Source organism: Mesorhizobium sp. WSM3224, assembly GCF_000427725.1.
Taxonomy (GTDB): Bacteria; Pseudomonadota; Alphaproteobacteria; order Rhizobiales; family Rhizobiaceae; genus Mesorhizobium.
In genome coordinates, this window is record NZ_ATYO01000017.1 from 65281 (window position 1) to 86669 (window position 21389).

Annotated in this window: 17 protein-coding genes and 3 pseudogenes; 16 read left to right on the forward strand and 4 right to left on the reverse strand. The window is 64.4% G+C overall.

Annotated elements, in window-relative coordinates; genetic code table 11:
- Nucleotides 1-52: 52 nt before the first annotated feature.
- A complete protein-coding gene (locus YU3_RS0123035) occupies nucleotides 53-1153 on the forward strand; it encodes an alcohol dehydrogenase family protein (RefSeq protein ID WP_027168450.1) in 1101 nt (366 codons plus the stop codon).
- Between the two features lie 24 nt (nucleotides 1154-1177).
- Here YU3_RS0123035 and YU3_RS0123040 read toward each other — a convergent pair whose 3' ends face one another.
- The 3 genes from YU3_RS0123040 to YU3_RS0123050 form a co-directional block, all read right to left on the reverse strand.
- Entirely contained in the window at nucleotides 1178-1966 is a 789-nt protein-coding gene (locus YU3_RS0123040; protein WP_156913573.1) for a (Fe-S)-binding protein, read from the reverse strand.
- 10 nt (nucleotides 1967-1976) lie between these two features.
- Nucleotides 1977-2429 (reverse strand): thioesterase family protein, encoded by a 453-nt coding sequence (locus YU3_RS0123045; protein ID WP_084508238.1) that lies wholly within the window; start codon nucleotides 2427-2429, stop codon nucleotides 1977-1979.
- A 203-nt stretch (nucleotides 2430-2632) separates the two neighbouring features.
- The gene (locus YU3_RS0123050) at nucleotides 2633-3493 is read right to left on the reverse strand and encodes a LysR family transcriptional regulator (protein WP_027168453.1); all 861 of its coding nucleotides are present in this window, start codon (nucleotides 3491-3493) and stop codon (nucleotides 2633-2635) included.
- A gap of 97 nt (nucleotides 3494-3590) precedes the next feature.
- On the opposite strand from YU3_RS0123050, the gene YU3_RS0123055 reads away from it, so the two are divergent.
- From YU3_RS0123055 to YU3_RS0123085, 8 genes and pseudogenes are all read left to right on the forward strand, one after another.
- The gene (locus YU3_RS0123055) at nucleotides 3591-4928 is read left to right on the forward strand and encodes an aspartate aminotransferase family protein (protein WP_027168454.1); all 1338 of its coding nucleotides are present in this window, start codon (nucleotides 3591-3593) and stop codon (nucleotides 4926-4928) included.
- Nucleotides 4929-4995: 67 nt separating this feature from the next.
- Nucleotides 4996-5403 (forward strand): cobalamin B12-binding domain-containing protein, encoded by a 408-nt coding sequence (locus YU3_RS0123060; RefSeq protein ID WP_036259317.1) that lies wholly within the window; start codon nucleotides 4996-4998, stop codon nucleotides 5401-5403.
- Nucleotides 5404-5426: 23 nt separating this feature from the next.
- A complete protein-coding gene (meaB, locus tag YU3_RS0123065; RefSeq protein WP_027168456.1) occupies nucleotides 5427-6401 on the forward strand; it encodes a methylmalonyl Co-A mutase-associated GTPase MeaB in 975 nt (324 codons plus the stop codon).
- On the forward strand, nucleotides 6398-8089 hold the full coding sequence (locus YU3_RS0123070; RefSeq protein WP_027168457.1) for a methylmalonyl-CoA mutase family protein: 1692 nt from the start codon (nucleotides 6398-6400) through the stop codon (nucleotides 8087-8089). Before meaB ends, YU3_RS0123070 begins: the two co-directional genes overlap by 4 nt.
- Nucleotides 8090-8099: 10 nt before the next feature.
- Nucleotides 8100-8894 (forward strand): enoyl-CoA hydratase/isomerase family protein, encoded by a 795-nt coding sequence (locus YU3_RS0123075; protein ID WP_245273617.1) that lies wholly within the window; start codon nucleotides 8100-8102, stop codon nucleotides 8892-8894.
- A 3-nt stretch (nucleotides 8895-8897) separates the two neighbouring features.
- Nucleotides 8898-10526 (forward strand): AMP-binding protein, encoded by a 1629-nt coding sequence (locus YU3_RS0123080; RefSeq protein WP_027168459.1) that lies wholly within the window; start codon nucleotides 8898-8900, stop codon nucleotides 10524-10526.
- Nucleotides 10527-10588: 62 nt separating this feature from the next.
- Nucleotides 10589-11521, forward strand: a pseudogene (locus tag YU3_RS39570) (AraC family transcriptional regulator ligand-binding domain-containing protein); the annotation flags it as partial.
- Nucleotides 11522-11866: 345 nt separating this feature from the next.
- Complete coding sequence (locus YU3_RS0123085) at nucleotides 11867-12985, forward strand: branched-chain amino acid ABC transporter substrate-binding protein (protein ID WP_027168460.1); 1119 nt, start codon at nucleotides 11867-11869, stop codon at nucleotides 12983-12985.
- A gap of 100 nt (nucleotides 12986-13085) precedes the next feature.
- On the opposite strand, the pseudogene YU3_RS41785 reads toward YU3_RS0123085, so the two are convergent.
- A pseudogene (locus YU3_RS41785) lies at nucleotides 13086-13304 on the reverse strand (methylmalonyl-CoA mutase); the annotation flags it as partial.
- Here YU3_RS41785 and YU3_RS41790 point away from each other — a divergent pair.
- The 7 genes and pseudogenes from YU3_RS41790 to YU3_RS0123120 all read left to right on the forward strand — a co-directional run.
- Nucleotides 13302-13598 (forward strand): annotated as a pseudogene (locus YU3_RS41790) (short-chain fatty acyl-CoA regulator family protein); the annotation flags it as partial. The pseudogenes YU3_RS41785 and YU3_RS41790 overlap by 3 nt on opposite strands.
- Before the next feature lie 100 nt (nucleotides 13599-13698).
- Nucleotides 13699-16137: an ATP-binding protein gene (locus YU3_RS0123095; RefSeq protein WP_027168462.1), complete on the forward strand. Its 2439-nt coding sequence runs from the start codon at nucleotides 13699-13701 to the stop codon at nucleotides 16135-16137.
- Nucleotides 16138-16141: 4 nt separating this feature from the next.
- Nucleotides 16142-16528: a response regulator gene (locus tag YU3_RS0123100; protein ID WP_027168463.1), complete on the forward strand. Its 387-nt coding sequence runs from the start codon at nucleotides 16142-16144 to the stop codon at nucleotides 16526-16528.
- Between the two features lie 241 nt (nucleotides 16529-16769).
- Nucleotides 16770-17162, forward strand: a complete 393-nt coding sequence (locus YU3_RS0123105; protein ID WP_027168464.1) for a response regulator — start codon at nucleotides 16770-16772, stop codon at nucleotides 17160-17162.
- The gene (locus tag YU3_RS0123110) at nucleotides 17162-18910 is read left to right on the forward strand and encodes a YaiO family outer membrane beta-barrel protein (RefSeq protein ID WP_027168465.1); all 1749 of its coding nucleotides are present in this window, start codon (nucleotides 17162-17164) and stop codon (nucleotides 18908-18910) included. Before YU3_RS0123105 ends, YU3_RS0123110 begins: the two co-directional genes overlap by 1 nt.
- Before the next feature lie 2 nt (nucleotides 18911-18912).
- A complete protein-coding gene (locus tag YU3_RS0123115; protein ID WP_027168466.1) occupies nucleotides 18913-19950 on the forward strand; it encodes a HEAT repeat domain-containing protein in 1038 nt (345 codons plus the stop codon).
- The gene (locus YU3_RS0123120) at nucleotides 19947-21374 is read left to right on the forward strand and encodes a glycosyltransferase (RefSeq protein ID WP_027168467.1); all 1428 of its coding nucleotides are present in this window, start codon (nucleotides 19947-19949) and stop codon (nucleotides 21372-21374) included. The genes YU3_RS0123115 and YU3_RS0123120 overlap by 4 nt, the downstream gene beginning before the upstream one ends.
- Nucleotides 21375-21389 lie beyond the last annotated feature (15 nt).

The window sequence follows — 21389 nt, forward strand, 5'->3', positions numbered from 1 at the left end:
TGCGAAACGGTTTTCCGTCCGGAATTGCGTGAAAGAAAAAGAACAGAGTGACATGAATGCAATGACCACAACCGTCCCGGCAACAATGGCCGCCGTGCAGCTCATGGGCCATGGCGGTCTGGAGAAGCTCGTCTACCGCACCGATGTGAAAGTGCCCGCGCCGGCCGCCGGCGAAGTGCTCGTCAAGGTCAGCGCCTGCGGCATGAACAACACCGATGTCTGGGTGCGTCAGGGTGCTTACGGCACGGAGGAGGACGCCGGGGCGGTCTCGACCTGGCGCCGGCAAGGCAACACGCTGGCCTTTCCGCGCGTCCAGGGCACCGACACGGTGGGCACCATCGTCGCCGTCGGTGACGGCGTGTCCGCCGATCGCATCGGCGAACGCGTCATGGTCGATTTCTCGATCTATAACCGTGACGACGATTCGCTTGCCGACATCGACTATATGGGCCACGGCCGCGACGGCGGTTACGCCGAGTACCAGGCGCTGCCGGCCGAGAACGCCCATGTCGTCGGTACCGACCTCAGCGATGTCGAGCTCGCCACCTTCTGCTGCGCTTACCTTACCGGCGAGCAGATGCTGGAGCGCGCGGGCCTGAAGGCCGGCGAACGGGTGCTGGTTACCGGCGCGTCAGGTGGTGTCGGCTCAGGCATTGTGCAATTGGCACGCGCGCGCGGCGCCATCCCCTATGCCGTTGCCGGCAAGGGCAAGGAACAGGCCGTGCTCGACATCGGCGCCGAGAAGGTGATCACGCGCGGCGTGGCCGATCTGCTCACCGCAGTCGATGAGGCGACAGGCGGCAAGCCTATCGACGTGGTCGCCGATCTTGTCGGCGGCGCGATCTTCAACGATCTGCTTCGCATTCTTCGGCCCGAGGGCCGCTACACCACGGCCGGCGCCATTGCTGGGCCCGTGGTGCAGCTCGACCTGCGCACCATGTATTTGAAGCAGCTCCAACTGCATGGCTCAAGCCAAGGCACGCGCGCCGATTTCCGCCGTATCGTGCGCTACATCGAGGAAAAAAAGATCAAGCCGCTGGTCGGCGGCGTATACAGATTGTCCGATTTCCACCGCGCCCAGACAGACTTCATGGGCAAGGACTTCGTCGGCAAGCTGGTGGTCGTGCCGGACGCAATGTGGAGCGACGCCTGACCCGGTAAAGAGCGGCTGGCGGCGTCAGCCGCCGGCCGCGTTGCCGTCGACGCGGTCGTCGAAATTTTCAACGGCAGGCGCTTCCCGCAGGCTGATCAGTTCAGCCACGTCGACGATCTTCAGCCCGCCTGCCACGCCAAGCGCATCGGTTGCGGCGGTGTACATCACCTTGTCCTTGGGACAGGCGACGACGAAGATTCCGACGCCGAGGCCAAGCGCCTCGCGGATGCGATTTTCGCTGGGGCGTTCCTTGACGCCGTCGTCGCCTTGCCAGATGCGGCCGCCGCCGGCGCCGCAGCAAAAGGAATTCTCGCGGCAGCGCGGCATGTCGTGCAGGACATAGCCTGCCGCCCTGATGAGGTCGCGGGGCGCGTCGAAACCGCCATTGTAGCGGCCGAGATAGCAGGGATCATGATAGGTCACCAGGGCGCCGCCGGCCGGTGCGATGTGTAGCCTGCCCGCCGTGACCAGCTCGGCAAGCAGCGCCGTGTAATGGAGCACCTCGAACTCTCCGCCAAAATGGCGGTAGTCGTTTTTCAGCGCGTTCAAGCTGTGCGGATCCGTGGTGACGATGCGGTTGAAGCTGCATGCGCGGATGGCGTCGATGTTGGATTGGGCGAGCGTTTCGAACAGGCCCTCCTCGCCCACACGTCGGACATCGTTGCCGCTGTTGCGCTGACGACCCTCATACGCGATGAGGTGCGTGTCCTGCGCAAGCTCGGAGTGTGGGAGCCGCGCCTGCCTTCTCCAGGCTCCGATCATGTGGCTGACGCGGGATAGAGCCACCAGGTCCTCGCTGTTCGAGGAGGACACTTAACCAGCTTCAGGCGGCGCCGCCGTGGCCTGGCGTCGCGGTCATCCAGGATTTCAGGCGCTCGAGCATCGGCTCCGTCAGCGGGGTGGATTTTCGTTCCGAAAGGTTGAAGAAGACCGTTTTGGCGGTCAGCCTGGCCGCGATTTGGCCGCCATGGAGCCTGCGCATCTCGTAGTCCGTCTGGATGGACGTGCGGCCGACATTGCGGACTGCGCCGTAGATCTCCACGATAACCCCGGACGCCACCTCGCCGACAAAGTCGATCTCATGTCGGACGTCCGCCCACCCCCGGTCGGCCCATTCAGGCGTCGTCGGCGCCCAGCCGGTCGCCTGGCCGAGCAGGATATTGATGGCGTCATCGAAAAACGCGACGTAGAACCGCGTCGTCATGTGGCCCATCATGTCGCAATTCCAAGGCTGAACCACAGCTCTCGTCAGTAAGATCATTTTGCTTCCCGACATTTCATCCGATTGCGTCCGCTATCTAATGCATGTCGCCCAAAAGTGCGCAGCGGTTTTGGGGAATAGACATGCATCAAAAACAAAGACTAAAGCGCGTCGATTGAATCCGTTTCAACGCGATGCGCTTTAGCGGGGATTGGTTACCTCTGGGGAGAGCCAATCGATGGTCGGACCATCGCTCGCCCAATTTGACGGCAAGTCGACTACAACGACGGCAGGACGCCGCGGATATGACTGGCAAACGCCTCGACGGCTGGCGATCTCGTCGTCTCGGCAAAGGCGATCAAAACGCCGAGGCGGGATAATTTAGGAAGCGGCGCGTTGAGGATGAAGAGATCCGACGGGACGGCTTTCTGCGTCATCACGCTTATCGCCAGACCGGAGCGCGCCACGGCTATCAGGCCGGTAAGGCTGTTGCTGGCATAGGCTATCTTGTAGCGCAGCCCGGCGCGGGACATGGCATCGCAGGCCGCCTTGTGGTCCATCGCATTCGATGCCGGCAGGGCCAGCGGAACGGTCTCGCCGAATTCGTGGAGTTCCAATGTCGGCTTGCTGCCGACCCAGACCATCGGTTCCGTGCGCACGACCTCGTTGGAGGCGTTCGCGTCCGGAATGGAGACGAGCGCCAGATCGACCTGGCGCGAATGCAGCAGATTGTGCAGTTCGACTGTCGGCGCCGATACGACCTTGATCTCGATGTCCGGATAGAGGCTCCCGAAACTTCTCAAAAGCGTGGGAAAGAAGGCGCTGAGGTAATCCTCCGGGCTGCCGAAGATGATCGAACCTTGCAGGCCCTTGCCGGAGAAAGCCGAAACCGCTTCATCGTGGATTTTGAGAATGCGCTCGGCATAAGCAAGGAAGCGCTCGCCGCTGCCGGTGAGGCGGACGCCGCTGCCGCTGCGATGGAACAGGCTCTGGCCGCCGAGCGCGTCCTCGAGCCGCTGTATCTGCATCGTCACCGCCGATTGCGTGCGCCCGACCTGCACCGCCGTCGCGCTGAGCGTTCCCGAATGCGCCGCGCGAACGAAGGTCGCCAGCAATCTGAGATCGAGGGGTGCGGGCATATCAATTCCATTGATATCGGAGTCCGATATCTATCAATTTTACTGCTGTAGCGCCAGACGCTAATCTTGAAGCCTGTGTTTTTTAGCGAGGCTGCGGATGTCAAGAAATCTGGATAATGCCTTCTGGTCGGCGGCGCGAAAGCACCTCATCCGATACGGCGGCGCCTTCGAGCCCGCCATCATCGAGCGAGCCGAAGGGTCGTTCGTCTACGACGCCGATTCCCGGCCCATACTCGACTTCACCTCCGGCCAGATGAGTGCGTTGCTCGGACACGGCCATCCCAGGATCGTCGCGACGGTCCGCCGTCAGGTCGAAACGGTCGCGCATCTCTTCAGCGGCATGCTGTCCCGACCCGTTGTCGAGCTTGCCGAGCGCCTCGCCGCGCTGGCGCCCGGCCTCGAGAGGGCGCTCCTGCTTTCGACCGGTGCCGAAGCGAACGAGGCGGCCATCCGCATGGCGAAACTGGTGACCGGCAAGCACGAGATCGTCGCCTTCTCCAAAAGCTGGCACGGCATGACCGGGGTTGCCGCTTCCGCCACCTATAGCGCGGGCCGCAAGGGCTACGGGCCTGCGGCGGTCGGCTCGATCGCCATACCCGCGCCGAACAGCTTTCGCCCGCGCTTCAAGAAAGCCGACGGCTCGCTCGACTGGGCCGCCGAGCTCGATGACGCCTTCGCCCTGGTCGACAGCCAGTCCACCGGCAGTTTGGCGGCCTTCATCGCCGAGCCGATCCTGTCGAGCGGCGGCATGCTGGAACTGCCGCAGGGCTACCTCGCGGCGCTGAAGCAGAAGTGCCGCGAACGCGGCATGCTGCTCATCCTCGACGAGGCGCAGACCGGCGTCGGCCGTACCGGCGACATGTTCGCCTTCCAGCGCGACGGCGTCACGCCGGACATCCTCACCTTGTCGAAGACCATCGGCGCCGGCCTTCCGCTGGCGGCTGTCATGACGACGGCCGAGATCGAGGAAACGGCGCATGAACGGGGCTTCCTGTTCTACACCACCCATGTGTCCGATCCGCTGCCGGCCGCCGTCGGCCTGACCGTGCTCGATGTCGTGGAAGAGGAGGGCCTTGTCGAGCGCGCGCGCCTTCTCGGGGGCAAGCTTTTCGACGGCTTGTCCGGCCTCAAGCAGCGTTACGAATGCGTCGGCGATGTGCGCGGCCGCGGCCTGATGCTGGGGGTCGAGATCGTCAAGAACGGCCAGGGCCGCGAGCCCGATCATGAGCTCGGCGCCAAAATTGCCGCCGAGGCGTTCAGGCGCGGGCTGAGCATGAACATCGTCAAGCTCCCCGGCATGGGCGGCGTGTTCCGCATCGCGCCGCCGCTGACGATTTCCGAGGACGAGCTCGACCTCGGATTGCGGACGATCTCGGAAGCCATCGAGGCGGTGCTATCCAGCGGCGCCGGCCGCGCCGGCATGGCCGCCGAATGACAAGCAGGGGCTGATGAACGAAGCGAGCATCAAACAGGCCTCGGGCGACGCGGCGGAGCGGAACGCGATGACCGGCACCATCCGCGTGCTTGTCGCCAAGCTGGGGTTGGACGGACACGATCGGGGCGCCAAGGTGGTTGCGCGGATCCTGCGCGATGCCGGCATGGAAGTCGTCTACACCGGCCTCTACAAGTCGCCGGACGAAGTCGTGGCGGCGGCTGTCCAGGAGGACGTTGACGTCATCGGCGTCAGCCTGCTTTCCGGCTCGCATGTGCCGCTGTTCCGGGAATTGGGACGCTGCCTGCGCGAAGAGAAGGCCGATCACATCTTCGTCGTCGCCGGCGGGGTCATTCCCGAGCAGGACTATGCCGCACTGTGGGACAGCGGTGTCGACGCGATCGTGCCGCAAGAGGCGCGGGCCGAACTGATCGTGACGACAATCAGGAACCTGATTGCTGCTCGTGGCCGGGTATGACTGTCTTTACACCTCCGAGACCAGTGAGACGCGCGGCATACAGGCCCTCGATCGAGCTCGTGCCCGAGATCCTCGCGGGCAATGTTGCGGCCATCGCCCGCATGATAACGCGCGCCGAGGCCGGCTATCCGGAAGCAGCGCCTGCGCTGGCGGAGATCTACAGGCACACCGGCAAGGCGCATGTCGTCGGCATCACCGGCGTTCCGGGAGCGGGCAAGTCCACGCTGGTTTCTTGCCTCATCCGGGCGTTCGCGTCGGAGGAGCGCAAGGTTGGCGTCGTCGCCGTCGATCCGAGCAGCCCGTTCTCCGGCGGCGCGATCCTCGGCGACAGGGTGCGCATGAGCGAGGCGGCCTCATCCTCCCACGCCTTCGTCCGCAGCATGGCGACGCGCGGCCATCTGGGCGGCCTTGCCCGGTCGACGCTGCAGGCGGTCGATGTCCTCGACGCCGCCGGCTACTCGCCCATCATCATCGAGACCGTCGGCGTCGGACAGGACGAAGTGGAAGTGGTGACGGCGGCGCACAGCATCGTCGTTCTCTCGGCGCCCGGGCTCGGCGACGACATTCAGGCGATCAAGGCCGGCATATTGGAGATCGCGGATATCCATGCCGTCAGCAAATCCGACAAGCCGGAGGCGGCGGCGACCGTTTCGGCCCTGCGCGGGATGATGACCCTCGGTTCGGAACGGACGGGCTCTAAATGGACGCCGCCGGTGCTTCCGGTCAGCGCGGTTTCGGGCGAGCGCATCGGCGAGCTGAAGGATGCCATCTCCAGGCACTGGTCGCATCTTCGCGAAAGCGGCGAGCTGGCCGAGCGGCAGCGGGGCATTTGCCGGACGCGGATCCTCGGCGCGGCCAAACATCTTTTCCAGCGCAAATTCGACGAGCGGGCCGACGAGATCGGAGAGCACATCCAGGCCGTCGTGAACAGGGACATGGATCCCTCCGGCGCGGCTTACCTTCTGCTCGGCTGGGCGAACGAGGTGCGAGCGACATGAACCTGTTTTCCGAAACCGCGATCGGGGACATCCGCGAAAAGCAGGCCGCGTGGGAGGAAAGGGAACTCGCCGCCGCGCTCGGCAGCAGGCCGGAGGAAAAGCCGGCCTACGAGACGGAATGCGGCATTCCGCTGAAGCGCGTCTACACGGCCGCCGACATCGCCGACATTCCCGCCGACGAGCTGGGTTTCCCCGGCGCCTATCCTTTTACCCGCGGCGCCTATCCGACGATGTATCGCGGCCGGCCCTGGACCATCAGACAGGTCGCCGGCTTCGGCAATCCCGAGGCCACGAACCAGCGCTACAAATACATGATCCAGACCGGTCAGACCGGGCTCTCGACCGATTTCGACCTGCCGACGCTGCTTGGCCTGGACTCGGACGATCCGAGGGCGTTCGGCGAAGTCGGGCGCGTCGGTGTCGCCATCGACACGGTCGACGACGTCGACCGGCTGTTCGACGGTATAGACCTGGAGAAGATCTCGGTCTCGCTCACCATCAATCCGTCTGCCTGGGTGGTCTACGCCATGTATGTCGCCGTCGCGGCGCGGCGCGGCTACGACCTTCACAAGCTGGCAGGCACGCTGCAGGCGGATCCACTCAAGGAGTATGTCGCGCAGAAGGAGTGGATCTATCCGGTGCGCCCGGCCGTCCGGCTGCTGCGCGACCTCATCATGTACAGCGCCAAGGCGACGCCGAAGATCAATCCGATCAGCCTCAGCGGCTATCACCTTTCGGATGTCGGCGGAAACGCGCTCCAGGAGATCGCCTTCATCATGGCCTTCACCATCGCCTATTGCGAGGAGGTCACCGGCGCCGGCATGGACATTGACGACTTCGCGCCCAGGCTGTCGTTCTTCTTCATCAGCCATCAGGATTTCTTCGAGCAGATCTGCAAGTTCAGGGCGGCCAGGCGGGTCTATGCCAAGATCATGGCGCAGCGCTTCAAGGCCAGGAAGCCGGAGTCCATGCGGCTGCGGGTGCATGTGCAGACTGCAGCGATGAGCCTGACCAAGGTCGAGCACCACAACAACCTCATGCGCACGGCCATCCAGGCGCTCGGCGCCGTGCTGGGCGGCTGCCAGAGCATGCACACCAACGGCCTCGACGAGGCCTTCGCCATCCCGACCGAAGAGGCCATGAAGCTGGCCATCCGCACCCAGCAGATCATCCGCGACGAGATCAACGTGACCTCGGTGATCGACCCGCTCGGCGGCTCCTATTTCATCGAGCGCCTCACCCGCGACATGGAGACCGAGATCTGGAAACTTCTGGACGAAGTGGATGAGCGCGGCGGCGCGGTGAAGCTGGTTGAGGAAGGCTGGTTCCAGCAGAAGCTGGCGGACTCAGCCTATGCGACATTCCGCAAGATCGACGCCGGCGAAAAGATCTCTGTCGGCGTCAATCGCTATGTCGACGAGACCAGCCGCTCGGCCGAGGTGCACATCCATCCCTATGACGAGCGGTGCACGCAGTTGCAGATCGACCGCCTCAACGCGGTGCGGGCAGGGCGTGACGGCGCCCGCGTCCGGCAACTGCTGAACGAACTCGCCGAACAGGCAAGATCCGACGAGGCCAATCTTTTGCCGACGACCATCGAAGCCGTGAAGGCGAAGGCGACGCTTGGCGAGATCTGCGCAACGCTGCGCGAGGTCTGGGGCTCCTATGCCGAACCGATGATCGTTTGAGGAGGACGCCATGACAAATGACGTCAAGATGGGGGACGCCAAGATGGGGGATGGCAAGACAGGCGCGGTCATTTCCAGGCACGACGGCGCGATCGCCTGGGTCAAGCTCAACCGTCCCGAACGGCTCAACGCCATGAACAGGCAACTTGTCGACGGTTTGTCCGAGGCGTTGGCTCGGGCCGAAGCGGACCCCTCGATCCGCGCCGTCATCCTGCATGGTGAGGGACGCGCCTTTTGCTCCGGTGACGACCTCAAGGACCTCGATGAGCAGACCACTTCCGAAGCGGCGACGCAGGCCTGGGTGGACGCCATCCAGAATATCACCCTGCAGATCATGCAGTCGCGCAAGATCGTGATCGCCGCGGTGCATGGCTGGTGCGTGGGCGGCGCGCTTGAATGGGCGGTGAATTGCGACTTCACGCTATTCGCCGACAACGCGCGCTGGTTCTTCCCCGAAGTCACTTATGGGCTGTTCGTCACCGGCGGCGTCACCGCGCTGCTGACCAAGCAGGCCGGCCCGCAGGTCGCCAAGGAGCTGATGATCCTGGGCGAAAGGCATGACGCCAGGAAAGCGCTCGAGGTCGGCATCGCGTGGAAGCTCTTTCCCGAGGCGCAACTGCTGGACGAGGCAAGGAAGCTCGCTTTGGCGATAGCGGAACGTCCGGAAAATGCCGTGGCCGACATCAAGCACGCCATCAACAACGGCTTCCACTCCTCTCTCGCGGACGCAATGGCGCTCGAGACCCGGGCCACCGTGAGCGGTTTCCTGTCTCCCGATGCGCAGGCGCGAGCAAAGAATTTCTGATTCATGACCATGCTTGAAGTTGCCCCTTCCTTCTACATCCCCGGCCAGCACGACGACGATCTGGAGAGCCGGGCGCTGCCGAAAATCCTGCTCAAGCAGGCCGAGCGCCTGGGCAACAGCCCGTTCATCGACATTTGCGGACGCTCCGCCGGCTTCGAGGAGATGCAGATCGTCTCGGGACGGCTGGCGCGGGGCCTGCGCGGCCTGGGCATCGGCAAGTCCGACCGCGTGGCGATGCTCTTGCCCAATTGTTTCGAGCTGGTCGCGATGTGGTTCGCCGTATCGAGCCTGGGCGCGATCGAGGTGCCCGCCAATCCCGGCCTGAAGGGCGATCTGCTTTGCCACAACCTGAACAATTGCGGCGCCGAAGTCCTGGTCGCGGACGCCAATGCGCTTGACGAGCTCGCCAGGGTCCAGGACCGTTTGCCGGACCTGCGTACCCTGATCCTCGTCGGCGTCGATCCAGGCGAAGCTCGGGCAGCCGGCATCCGGATCGGCCGGATCGTCGGTTTCGAGGAATGCATGGCGCCGCAGCCGCATTTCGATCTCGCCGACATCCATTATTCCGACCCGATGGCGATCCTCTACACTTCGGGCACCACCGGCCCGGCCAAGGGCGCGTTGATGTCCCACCATCACTGCTATTCCTGGGCGGCGGCGATGGCCCTCAATCTCGGCTATACGGTCGGCGACAGCTATTTCTCGGCATTGCCGCTGTTCCACACCGACGCGCAGATGTTCGGCGTCTACCTGCCGCTTATCTACGGCACCCGCACGACGCTGGTCGACGGCTTCAGCGCTTCGCGGTTCTGGGATCAGGTCCGCGCCAGCGGCGCCACGGCGACGAACCTGCTAGGCGCCATGGCGGTCATCCTGTCGCGCCAGCCGTCGTCCGACGGCGACGGCGCCAACCCGGTGCGCATATGCCAGTGCATTCCCATGGTCCCGGACAAGGAAGCATTCGAGCGGCGCTTCGGCATGCGGCTCGTCACGGGCTACGGGCAGACGGAGACAGGTTTCGTCACTCTCGACACAGTGGGGGATACGAAAGCTGGCTCATGCGGGCGGCCGCATCCGGACTGGGAAGTCGCGATCGTCGACGACAGGGACCGGCCCCTGCCGCACGGTTCCATCGGCGAGATCGTGTCGCGCCCGCGCAAGAACTGGAGCATGTTTTCCGGTTACTACCGGGCAGACGCCAAGACGGTGCAGACGCTCAGAAACCTCTGGTATCATTCCGGCGATGCCGGCTGCATTGATGAGGATGGCTGGCTCTACTTCAAGCACCGTCTGAACGAGGCGATCCGGCGGCGGGGCGAGAACATCTCCGCCTACGAGGTGGAGACCATCGCCGAGAAGCACCCCGACATTGTCGAAAGCGCAGCGTTCGGGATTCCGTCCGAGTTCACCGAGGAGGACATCATGGTCGTGGCCCAGCGACGCGCGGGCTCGACGCTGGAGGCGGCCGAGCTGCTTGCGCATTTCAGGGCATCGGCGCCGCGCCACATGGTGCCGCGTTACATCGAAATCACCGACACGCCGCTTCCGCGGACGCCGACGCAGAAAATCGCCAGGACCGCCTTGCGGCAGCAGGGTGTGGGCGCCGCCACATTCGATCGGGGCGAGCGCTAGCGAGGTCAAGAGGAAGCACGGAACCCCACGCGATGCAGCGCCGGATGATCGCTCCCTGTTTCATGGACGATACGCTTGAGTGCCTTCGCCGCCACAACGTCGAGGTGGAACCCCTGTTGGCTCGTGTCGGGCTGCCGCCGGTGATTTCCGAACCGATCTCGACCCAACAATATGGCGAACTCTGGCACGCCGTCGCGCAGACGATGGACGACGAGTTCTTCGGCGAAGGCGCCCGGCCGATGCGGGCCGGCAGCTTCGCGCTGCTCTGCCAGGCGCTGCTTTCAACCGAGACGCTGGAGCATGCCTTGCGCAGGGGCTTGCGCTTCCTGCGCGTCGTGCTCGACGATCCGCATGGCGAATTGATCGTCAGGAACGGCCTCGCAGAAGTCACGTTGAGTAACTCGGGCCCGCTGCGGTCGGCTTTCGCCTATCGCACCTTCTGGATCATCGTCCATGGCGTGAACTGCTGGCTGGTGGGTCGGCGCCTTCCCATCCGCTGGGTGGATTTCAAATGCAGCATCCCGCCGATGGGGAGCGACCATCGGCTGTTCTTCGGCGCGCCGGTACGGTTCGATCAGCCCGATAGCCGCCTGGTCTTCGATGCCGAGTTCCTGAAGCTGCCTGTTATCCGCGACGCCTGCGCCTTGCGGGAATTCCTGCGCAGGGCTTCAGCCAACATTCTCGTGCGCTACCGCCATGACGAAGGGCTGTCGGCGGCCATACGCGGACGCCTCCACGCCACGGTGCCCGCAGCATGGCCGAGCTTCGAGAGGCTTGCCGCCGGCATGCGCATGCAGGTGCCGACCTTGCGCCGCAGGCTCCAGTTGGAGGGCCAGAGCTATCGCTCGATCAAGGACGAGATGCGCAGGGCCCTGGCGATGGAGGCCTTGCTCAACGGCAGTCGCAGTGTCGCCGACCTCGCCGCCGACATCGGCTTTTCCGAACCGAGCGCATTTCATCGCGCATTCCACAAATGGACCGGCAAGAGCCCGGCTTTGTTCCGCCGCGAGGCATCGTCCGACGTCGATGCGCGGGACAAAGCGTCCGCGCATAGCACGCAGGCGACGCATTCCCGAAACATTGCAAAATCGATCACCAAATCTGGGTCCTACGGTCATCGCATGCCACTTCGCTTGCAGCCAATATGCCCCGACAGCGCAGCCGCGCGGGGGCAGGTTGGATGCGGATCGAAGGCGAGACGTTCTCGTGACGGGGGCCGGTCTCGGCCTCATGCCCTGACCGCCGGCATCGGTCATGACCTGCAAGTCTGCTCGATGCGTCGGACGTGGGCATCGCATCGAAGCTTCAACCAGTGCCCGCCACGAAAATGGGAGCTCCATATGAAGAAATATCTCTTGTCAGCGGTCGCGGGGGCCGCGCTTGCCGCCTTCGCGGGCAATGCCTGGGCGGACATCGTCATCGGCGTCGCCGGGCCGATAACCGGCCCGAACGCGGCGTTTGGCGCGCAGTTCCAAAAAGGCGCCGAACAGGCGGCGGCGGACATCAACGCGGCTGGCGGCGTGCTCGGCCAGAAGATCAAGATCGAGATCGGCGACGATGTTTCCGATCCGAAGCAAGGCATTTCGGTTGCCAACAAATTCGTCGCTGACGGCGTGAAGTATGTGGTCGGTCACTTCAACTCGGGCGTGTCGATCCCGGCCTCGGAAGTCTATGCCGAGAACGGCGTGCTCGAGATCTCGCCGGCATCGACCAATCCGCAATATACCGAGCGAGGCCTTTGGAACACGTTCCGCACCTGCGGCCGCGACGACCAGCAGGGCAAGGTGGCGGGAGACTATATCGCCGCGAACTTCAAGGACGCCAAAATCGCCATCGTCCACGACAAGACACCCTACGGCCAGGGCCTCGTCGATGTCGCGAAGAAGGACCTGAACGCCGACGGCCTGACCGAGGTGATGTATGAAGGCATCAATGTCGGCGACAAGGACTTCTCCGCGCTCATCGCCAAGATGAAAGCGGCCGGCGTCACGCTGATCTATTTCGGCGGTCTCCACACCGAGGCGGGTCTGATCATGCGCCAGTCGGCGGATCAGGGCCTGAAGGCGACGCTGTTCTCGGGCGACGGAATGGTCTCGAACGAGCTGGCCTCGATCGCGGGCGATTCAGTTATCGGCACCTTGAACACCTTCTCGCCGGACCCACGGAAAAACTCTGCAGCCAAGACCATCGTCGAAAAGTTCCGTGCCTCGGGTTTCGAGCCGGAGGCCTATACGCTCTACTCCTACGCTGCGGTTCAGATCGTCGCAGCGGCGATCGACAAGACCGGCTCGGCCGACGATGCGCAGAAGGTCGCCGCGACCATTAAGGCAAGCGGCCCGTGGAAGACGGCGATCGGCGACATCGGCTATAACCAGAAGGGCGACATCACGCGTCCCGACTATGTCATCTACGAATGGAAGAAGGGCGCCGACGGCAAGCCGACTTACGCGGAGAAATAAATTCCGCCCAGGCGGTGGTCGTGTCCGAGGATGCCCGGCTGAAAATCCGGGCATCTTCGCCGGGATCGCTGCCGGTCCAATTCCAGTGCGGATGGGTTCGTCAGGCGTTGCGCCGACCCTCCAGGAGGTCGAGCACGGCATGCGCGGCGTCGGGCGCGTTGGCGCCGGGGCCAGAGACCGCGGCCACGCCGCGGTCCAGCAGGAACTGATAGTCCTGCCGGGGAATGACGCCGCCGACCACAACGTCCTCGGTACACAGCGCCCCAGCGCTTTCAACGAGTTGCGGCGCCAGCGTCTTGTTGCCGGCGGCGAGCGAGGCGGCTTTGCCGCGCCGCAACAGCGCTATGCGATCGCGCTGGGCTGCGGGGTTTCGCGTGCCGACGACTTCGTCTATGCCGACGGCCTCAGCCTGGCGGGCCGCGCCGTCTTCCAGCCGACAGGCGTCTCCTGCCGCATCTGCAAGCGGCCGAATTACGGCCAGCGTGCCGTGCCGCCACTGAAGCGACGCCTGCGCGTCGATCCCGACATGCGCGCAGCGCTGCCATATGCGATAACATCGGGCACTGAATCTGCGCCTGAAGAAGCAAGGACAGGCGATCAACGACGTTGGTGACGCCGAGGTCTTCGCGTGGACGCTTTTGGCTAGCGAGCAGCCTCTTTAGACCTCGGATAGGTTTTGCCGATATTTATCGGAAAAAGGGAGCAGAAAAGTCATGACCGACATCTGGCATTCACTCCTCGCCAATCTTGCCCTGGTCTCCATCCTGGTCGTCGCCTGGGACCTTGTGGCGGATTTCACCGGGCGTCTCCCGCGGCGGATACAATCGCTGCTTCTCGGCTTGGTCATGTGTATGGGCGCCATCATTTCCATGGCGACGGCGCTGTCCGTCTCCGGCTTCGTCGTCGACCTGCGCGCCGCGTTTATCGGCGCAGCCGCGTTCTTCGGTGGATGGCCGGCGATGGCCATCGCTACCGCAGGCTCCATCGCCTATCGGCTCTATCTCGGCGGGCAGGGTGCCGCCGCGGGCGTCATGAGCATCCTGATCACCGCCATCGTCGGCCTGGCCTGGCATCACGTCGTCGCGGTCCGGTCGCGCACCATGTTCGACATACTCGGCCTCGGCGTGTCGGTCGCGCTGGCCGGGCTCATCACACTTCTGGTCATCCCTCCGCAAGTCCTTGCCAGCTTTGTGCAGCAGAGCACGCTCCCGTCCCTTGTGTTCCGTCTTCTCGGCACCTTCGTCATCGGCGTGCTGCTCGATAGGCAGCAACGGCGGCGCGATCTCGCTATGTCCAACATGGTCTACCGCGCCATGGTTCGCGAGCTGCCGGATTGCCTCAACGTCAAGGATGTCGACGGCCGCTTCGTCGTCGCAAACCCAGCCACCGCCGAAATGATGCGCGCTGCCTCGGTCGAAGACCTCATCGGCAAGACGGATTTCGATTTCTATTCGAAGGACGTGGCCGAGCGTTTCAGGCAGGATGAGACCGGCGCTCTGGAGGCCGGGCAAACATCGCGCATCGACCAGCCCGCGCTGTTCCCGGACGGCAGGCAGGGTTGGCTCTACACACTGAAGGCGCCTTTCCGCGACGAGGCCGGCAAGATCGTCGGCGTCATCACCTACAATCGCGACATCACCGAGCAGAAGCGGAACGCCGAGCTCAAGAACGACTTCATCTCGACGGTCAGCCACGAATTGCGGACCCCGTTGACATCGATCCGCGGCTCGCTCGGCTTGATCGCGGCCGGCGTCGCGGGCGAACTGCCGTCCAAGGCCGCCAACCTCGTCAACATCGCCCACAACAACAGCGAAAGGCTGGTTCTCCTCATCAACGATATCCTCGACATGGAGAAGATCGAATCAGGCGTGATCACCTTCAAGATCAAGCAGATGCCCGTGCGTCCGGTCCTGGAGCAGACCATCGCCGCCAGTGCCAACTACATGGCCGAGAGCAGGATACGCATCGTCCTGGTCGACGACGCCCCGCGCGCCGAGGCCAATATCGACCCGGACCGCCTGCACCAGGTGATGGCGAACCTTTTGTCGAATGCGATCAAATTCTCTGAACCCGGCGGCACCGTGATGGTGAAGCTCCAGCGCCGCGATCGCGACATGCTGCGTATCTCCGTGATCGATCAGGGAGCGGGCATTCCCGAAGCGTTCCGCAGCCGCATATTCGGCAAGTTCGAGCAGGCCGACGCGTCCAGCACCCGCAAGAAGGGGGGCACCGGCTTGGGCTTGAGCATCGTCAAGACCATCGTTGAAAAGCTGGGCGGCGCCGTTTCCTTCGAAACAGAGGAAGGCAAGGGAACCTCGTTTCACGTCGACCTTGCCGAAGCGCACAGGCAGGCCGAAAAGCCGGTTTTGGTCGAGCGCCGGTCGCGGAAGCGCGATCGCCGCCTGCGTGTCCTGATTTGCGAGGACGAAGCCGACATCGCTGCGGTGATCGCGGCGCTGCTCGACGCGGAAGGCTTTTCCAGCGACGTCGCCCCCGATATCGACACCGCCAAGGCGCTCCTGCGGTCTCGCGATTACGTGGCGCTGACGCTCGATATCAAGCTGGCGGGGGAATCCGGCATCAAGCTCTTCCACGATATACGGGCATCGCCTGTGAATTCCGACATTTCGGTCATCGTCATCTCCGCCGTCGCTGACGAGGCCCGGCGCTCGCTGAACGGCAGCGCCGTCGGCATCGTCGACTGGCTGGAGAAACCGGTGGATTCGAAACGGCTTCACGCCGCTCTCGCCAAGATCGTCGGCCGCAGGATAGAGCCGAAGCCGCGGATCCTGCATGTCGAGGATGATGAGGGTGTGCTTGCGGTGATGTCGGAGGGGTTGGGTTCGGGCGTCTCGATCACCTCGGCGAAAACGCTGGCGGAGGCCCAGCAGGCGATCGCACGCCATCGCTTCGACCTTGTCATCCTCGACATCGCGCTTCCCGACGGATCGGGGCTGGATCTGCTCACCGATCTGCCGCTCGAGACCGGGGTCATCGTGTTCTCGGCGGCGGAACTCGACCAGAAGCTCGGCGATCGCGTGCAGGCGATCATGACCAAGACCAAGGCATCCGAAATCGACGTCGCGAAGCTGGTCAGAAGCATGTTGGCTTCGTCTCGCGACAGCACCAAGCCTGCTCATGCCGAGGAGTGACACGATGCTGGCAAGGATCCTCTATGTGGATGACGAGGACGACATCCGCGAAATCGCTCAGATGTCGCTCGAGCTCGACCCGGAATTCGAGGTGCGGTCCAGCGCTTCGGGCATCGAGGCGCTGGCCGATGCCGCCGATTGGCGGCCCGACCTCATTCTGCTTGACGTGATGATGCCGGACATGGACGGGCCGGAAACACTGAGGCGCCTGGCCGATTCGCCGCTGACGGCGTCCATTCCCGTGGCGTTCATCACGGCGCGCACCCAGACGCACGAGGTGGAACGCTATCTCGCCATGGGAGCGGTCGGGGTCATCGCCAAACCCTTCGACCCGCTGGCGCTCGCCGGCGAAGTCAGGAAGCTGCTTTCATCCGGCGGGAAGCAGGCCTGACCCACGGCGGGGTGGCAAGAAGGTTGTGGCAAGCGCCGTTTGCCGTTTACGCCTCCTATACCATGCACCGATATTCATCTACTGATTGCATCGAAGTGCGGCCGTCGCGAATCAGCTTTATTATGATTGCGCGGCATTGGCCGGCGCGGCGAGACTCGCGCGCTGTTGGCATGGACCGCATTGGCGGATGTCGGTTCATGGGTTGATTACTCCGGGGGGCGACGGAACCGGAGCAGGACTTGTGAATGGAGATAAGGCAAAAGTTCTGATCTGCGATGATGACCCCCTGTTGCTCGAATTGATGGAATTCAGGCTGCGGGCGAAGGGCTACGAGGTCATCAAGGCGGCAGACGGCGCCGAAGCGCTGGCGAAGGCGGAGCAGGACGAACCCGACATCATCGTGCTTGACGCGATGATGCCGAAGGTCGACGGCCTGGAGGTGCTGGCGCGCATCAAGGGCAATTCGGCTCTATCTGAAACGCCGGTGGTCATGCTGACTGCCCGCAAGGGTGAAAGGGACATTGTCTCGGCTCTGGAAAAGGGAGCCGACGACTACCTGGTGAAGCCATTCATCCCCGAGGAGCTTCTGGCCCGGCTGGCGCGTCTGATCGCGCGCAAGGGCGGCAAACGCTGATGCGGCGCGGCCGGCGCTCGGTGCTTGCCACATGCCTGGTTCTGGCGATCGCGGTGGCTCCCCACGCGGTGCTGGCGCAGACGGTCGACGAGCTCTACGCGTCCGGCGTCAAAGCCAGGCAAGCGCAGCATTTCGACGAGGCGGCGGATCTTTTCCGGCGCGCGCTGGCGCTCAAGCCCGACAACGCCGACGCCCTGGTTCAGCTTGGCTTCGCGGAGCTCGGCCGCAACGATTTGACGGCGGCGCGAGACGCTTTTTCCAAGGCACTTTCCCTTGCGCCGACCTATCGGGATGCCTCTTTCGGCATGGCCGAGGTCGAGTTCCGCTCCGGCAATCCGGACGCCGCGCTGCGGCTCGCCGAATCGGTCGCGCAGGCCGATCCCGGTAATGCCGACGCCCGAACGCTGATCGAGAACATCCGCAAGGCAAGGCAGGCCGGCCAGCTGAAGCCGGTTCCGGCTGCCGCGACGCCAGCGAAGGAGCCGCCTCGCAGGCGGGCCGATCCCGTTCCCGGCCTGATGGAGCAGGGCAGGCACCTGCGCGCTGCTGGCAAGCTGCCCGAGGCGGAGAAAGCCTATCGCAGTGCCCTCAAGCTGGCGCCACGGAACACCGACATCCTGGTCGCTCTTGGATTGGTCGTGGGCTCCAGCCAGCGCTTCGACGAGGCCGGGCATTTCTTCGACCAGGCGCTGGCCATAAAACCAGGCCTCCTCGATGCCCGGCTGGGCAAGGTCCGCCTGGCGATCTGGCAGGGAGACGCGCCGCACGCTCGCGCCTTGGTGGACGGCGTGCTGGCGACAGCACCGAACAATGTAGAGGCGCTCGACCTCGACGCCCGGATCGCCCTGCTTGAAGCCGATTACACACGGGCCGAGCAGTCGTTCCAGCGCGTGCTTGCGGTCGATCCGCGCAACGCCGAGGCGCTGGTGGGGATCGGCGACGTGCGCCGGGCCCAGGGCGACGACGATGCAGCACGGGAAGCCTATAAGCAGGCGCTTGCCATCGAGCCCGGCTCCGCCGATGTCGAGCAGAGGCTGGCCGTGCCGCCACCACGCAAATGGCGGCTCGACGTCGGCAGCGAGGTGAGCGATCTCACCAACGGGCTTCGCGACTGGACAGACAGTTCCGCCGGTCTTGCCTATCGGCTGTCGCCGCGCACGACCATTTCCGGGCGCACCCGCGTGGCCACCCGCTTCGGCCACACCGACGTTCAGATCGAGGGTCGCATCGACCAGGCTTTCTCGCCGGCGTTCTCCGCCTACGCCTTGGCCGCGGCAACGCCGGATGCCGACTTCCTGGCGCGCTATTCCATCGGCGCCGGAGGTTCGTGGCAGGTTGTGGCGCCGGCAAAGGCGTTCGGCCCGCTTTCGCTCAACATCGACGCCCGCTACGACAATTTCGCCAATACCGACGTAACCAGCATCTCGCCTTGGGTGCAGGGCTACATCCTCGATGGCCGTCTGGGGCTGTCCGCCCGCTGGGTACACGCCCAGGACGATATCGGCACGCGCGCCGATGGCTATGTGCTTCGTGCCGACCTTGCGGTGACACCGCGCTTCAATGTCTTCGGCGGCTACGCCGACGCCCCCGAGATCGACGACGGCGCGCTGATCCCGACGCGCACCATCTTCGGCGGTATTTCCTTCGACGTCAGCGATCCGCTGACGCTGCGCGCCAGCATCGCGCATGAACAACGCCCGACATTCGACCGAAGCATATTCGGCCTCGGCCTGACGGCGCGGTTCTGACCATGTGGTATATCTGGGACCTGTCGATACTGCTCAGCGTCGTTTCCCTGGTGATCATGCTGTTCCTGATTGCGCGCCGCATGCTGCAGGAGCGCCGGGGCAGGGCGGCGGCCGACCAGCGGCGCCAACTGCTGACCGCGCTGATCGCCTTCACCGAAAACCGCGACCGCGAGGCCTTGAAGGTGAGGCTGCTTGGCGTACCAGCCGGCATCGCGATCGATGCCGGCTTCGAGTTCATTTCGCTGTTGCGCGGCGAGGAGAGGGACGACGTGCTTGTCGCCTTCAACGAATGCGGCCTGCCGGCCCGTGTCGGCAGGCAGCTTCAGAAAGGCAACGTCGCCGACCGCATCCATGCGGCCGAGATGCTGGCGGCGCTGGGTTCTGAGGATGCGTCGGCAAGCCTGCTTTCGGCGCTCGCCCAGGACCGTTCGCGCGAAGTCAGGATCGCGGCGGCAATCGCGCTCTGCGATCTGGGCAGCCTGCCTCTGCTCGGCACCGCGCTGGACTTTATCGGCGTGGCGGGGCAGCGGTCGCGGCGCCTGATCGAGCTGTTCAGGCGCTTTCCGCGCTCGCGCTTCAACGAACTCGCGGTCCATGCGTCGCGAGCGGACGCCTCGCCCTTCGTCAGGGCGGCTGCGATCGACGCGCTCGCCCGCGCCGGCGGCTTCGGCTTCGCCGATTTCTTCGCCGGCCTGGCTGGCGATGCCGCACCCGAGGTTGTCGCTGCTGCGCTGCGGGCACTGGGCCTCACGGGTCACGCCCAGGCGCCGGCCATCCTGAAGCGCGCTATGGAAAACGACGACTGGGAGGTGCGCGCCGCCGCCGCCGAATCCGCGGGGCGCCTCGGCTTTCCCGAACTCGCGGCGCCGCTCTCCAGGCTGATGGACGACGAGGTCTGGACCGTGCGTTATGCCGCCGCCAACGCGCTGCGCTCCTTCGGTCAATCAGGAGAACGGCTGCTGCGCGAGATCGCGGCCAGCGAGGTTTCGCGAAGCCAGCGCACCGCCTCTCTCATTCTTGCCGAGGGGCCAGCCTTATGATTGCCGGCTGGAGCCACGAGATCGTTCTTGCCGCCACCATCCTGTCCTGGTTCATCATCGGAACGGGGCTGGCGCAGACGACGATCTACCTCCTGCAGCTCGTCGTCGCCGGCTACGCGCTTTCCAAGCGCCCGCCGGTGGCCCGCTCGGCGCTGCTTTGGCAGCGATATAGCGATGTCGCGCCGCCGATCGCGCTGCTGGTGCCCGCCTATAACGAGGCGTTGAACGTGGTGGAGAGCGTGCATTCGATGCTGGCGCTCGAATATCCGAATTTCGAGGTGGTCGTCATCAATGACGGCTCGAAGGACGACACGCTGCAGCGGCTTATTGAGGCTTTCAAGCTGGTGAAGTTCCACCGGCCCTATGAGGAGGCGCTCGCGCACAAGCCGATCCGTGGCCTCTATTCCTCGCCGATGACCGAACGGTTGTTCGTGGTCGACAAGGAAAATGGCGGCAAGGCCGACGCCCAGAATGCCGGCATCAATGTCTGCCGCGCGCCGCTGTTCTGCGTGATCGACGGCGATTCCATCCTCGAGCCCGATGCGCTGATGCGCGCCGCCCAGCCCTTCATCGACGATCCCGAGCGCACCATCGCTGTCGGCGGCACTATCCGCATCGCCAACGGCTCGAAGATCGAGGCTGGCAGGGTGCGCGAGATCCATCTGCCGCGCCGGCTGCTGCCGCTGTTCCAGGTGGTCGAATACCTGCGCGCCTTTCTCATGGCGCGGCTTGCCTGGAGCAGCATCAACACGCTGATGCTGGTCTCCGGCGCCTTCGGCATGTTCCGCCGCGCGGAAGTGGTGGCGGTCGGCGGCTTCACCAAGGGCTCGATGGGCGAGGACCTGGACCTCGTCATCAAGCTGCATCGCCATATGCGCGACATGAAGCGCGAATACCGCATCCAGTTCATTCCCGAGCCGGTGTGTTGGACCGAGGCGCCGGAGACGCTGAGCGTTCTTGCCCGGCAGCGCTCGCGCTGGCAGCGCGGCGCGCTCGAATGCTTCTTCCGCTACCGCTCGATGCTCTTCAACCCGCGCTATGGCCGTGTCGGATTCCTCGGCTTTGGCCATATCTTGGTCGTCGACGTGCTGGGGCCTGTGGCTGAGGTGCTGGGCTATATCCTGATCCCAGCCTTCTGGCTGCTCGGCATCCTCTCGGCCGAATATCTTCTCGCCTTCACCGCGCTCATCTTCACCTATGGCGTCTGCGTCAGCGTCTGCTCGCTGATCCTCGAAGAGGCCGAGCTGCAGCGCTTCCCGCGGGCCAGGGACCTCGCCGTGCTGACGGCGGCCGCCGTGATCGAGAATTTCGGCTACCGCCAGCTCAACAATTTCTGGCGCGTCAAGGGCTGGTGGCAATTCCTGCGCGGTAACCAGGGCTGGGGCGAGATGACCAGGACCGGCCTGTCCGGCACAAAGAAATGAGCACGACCCGCCGCG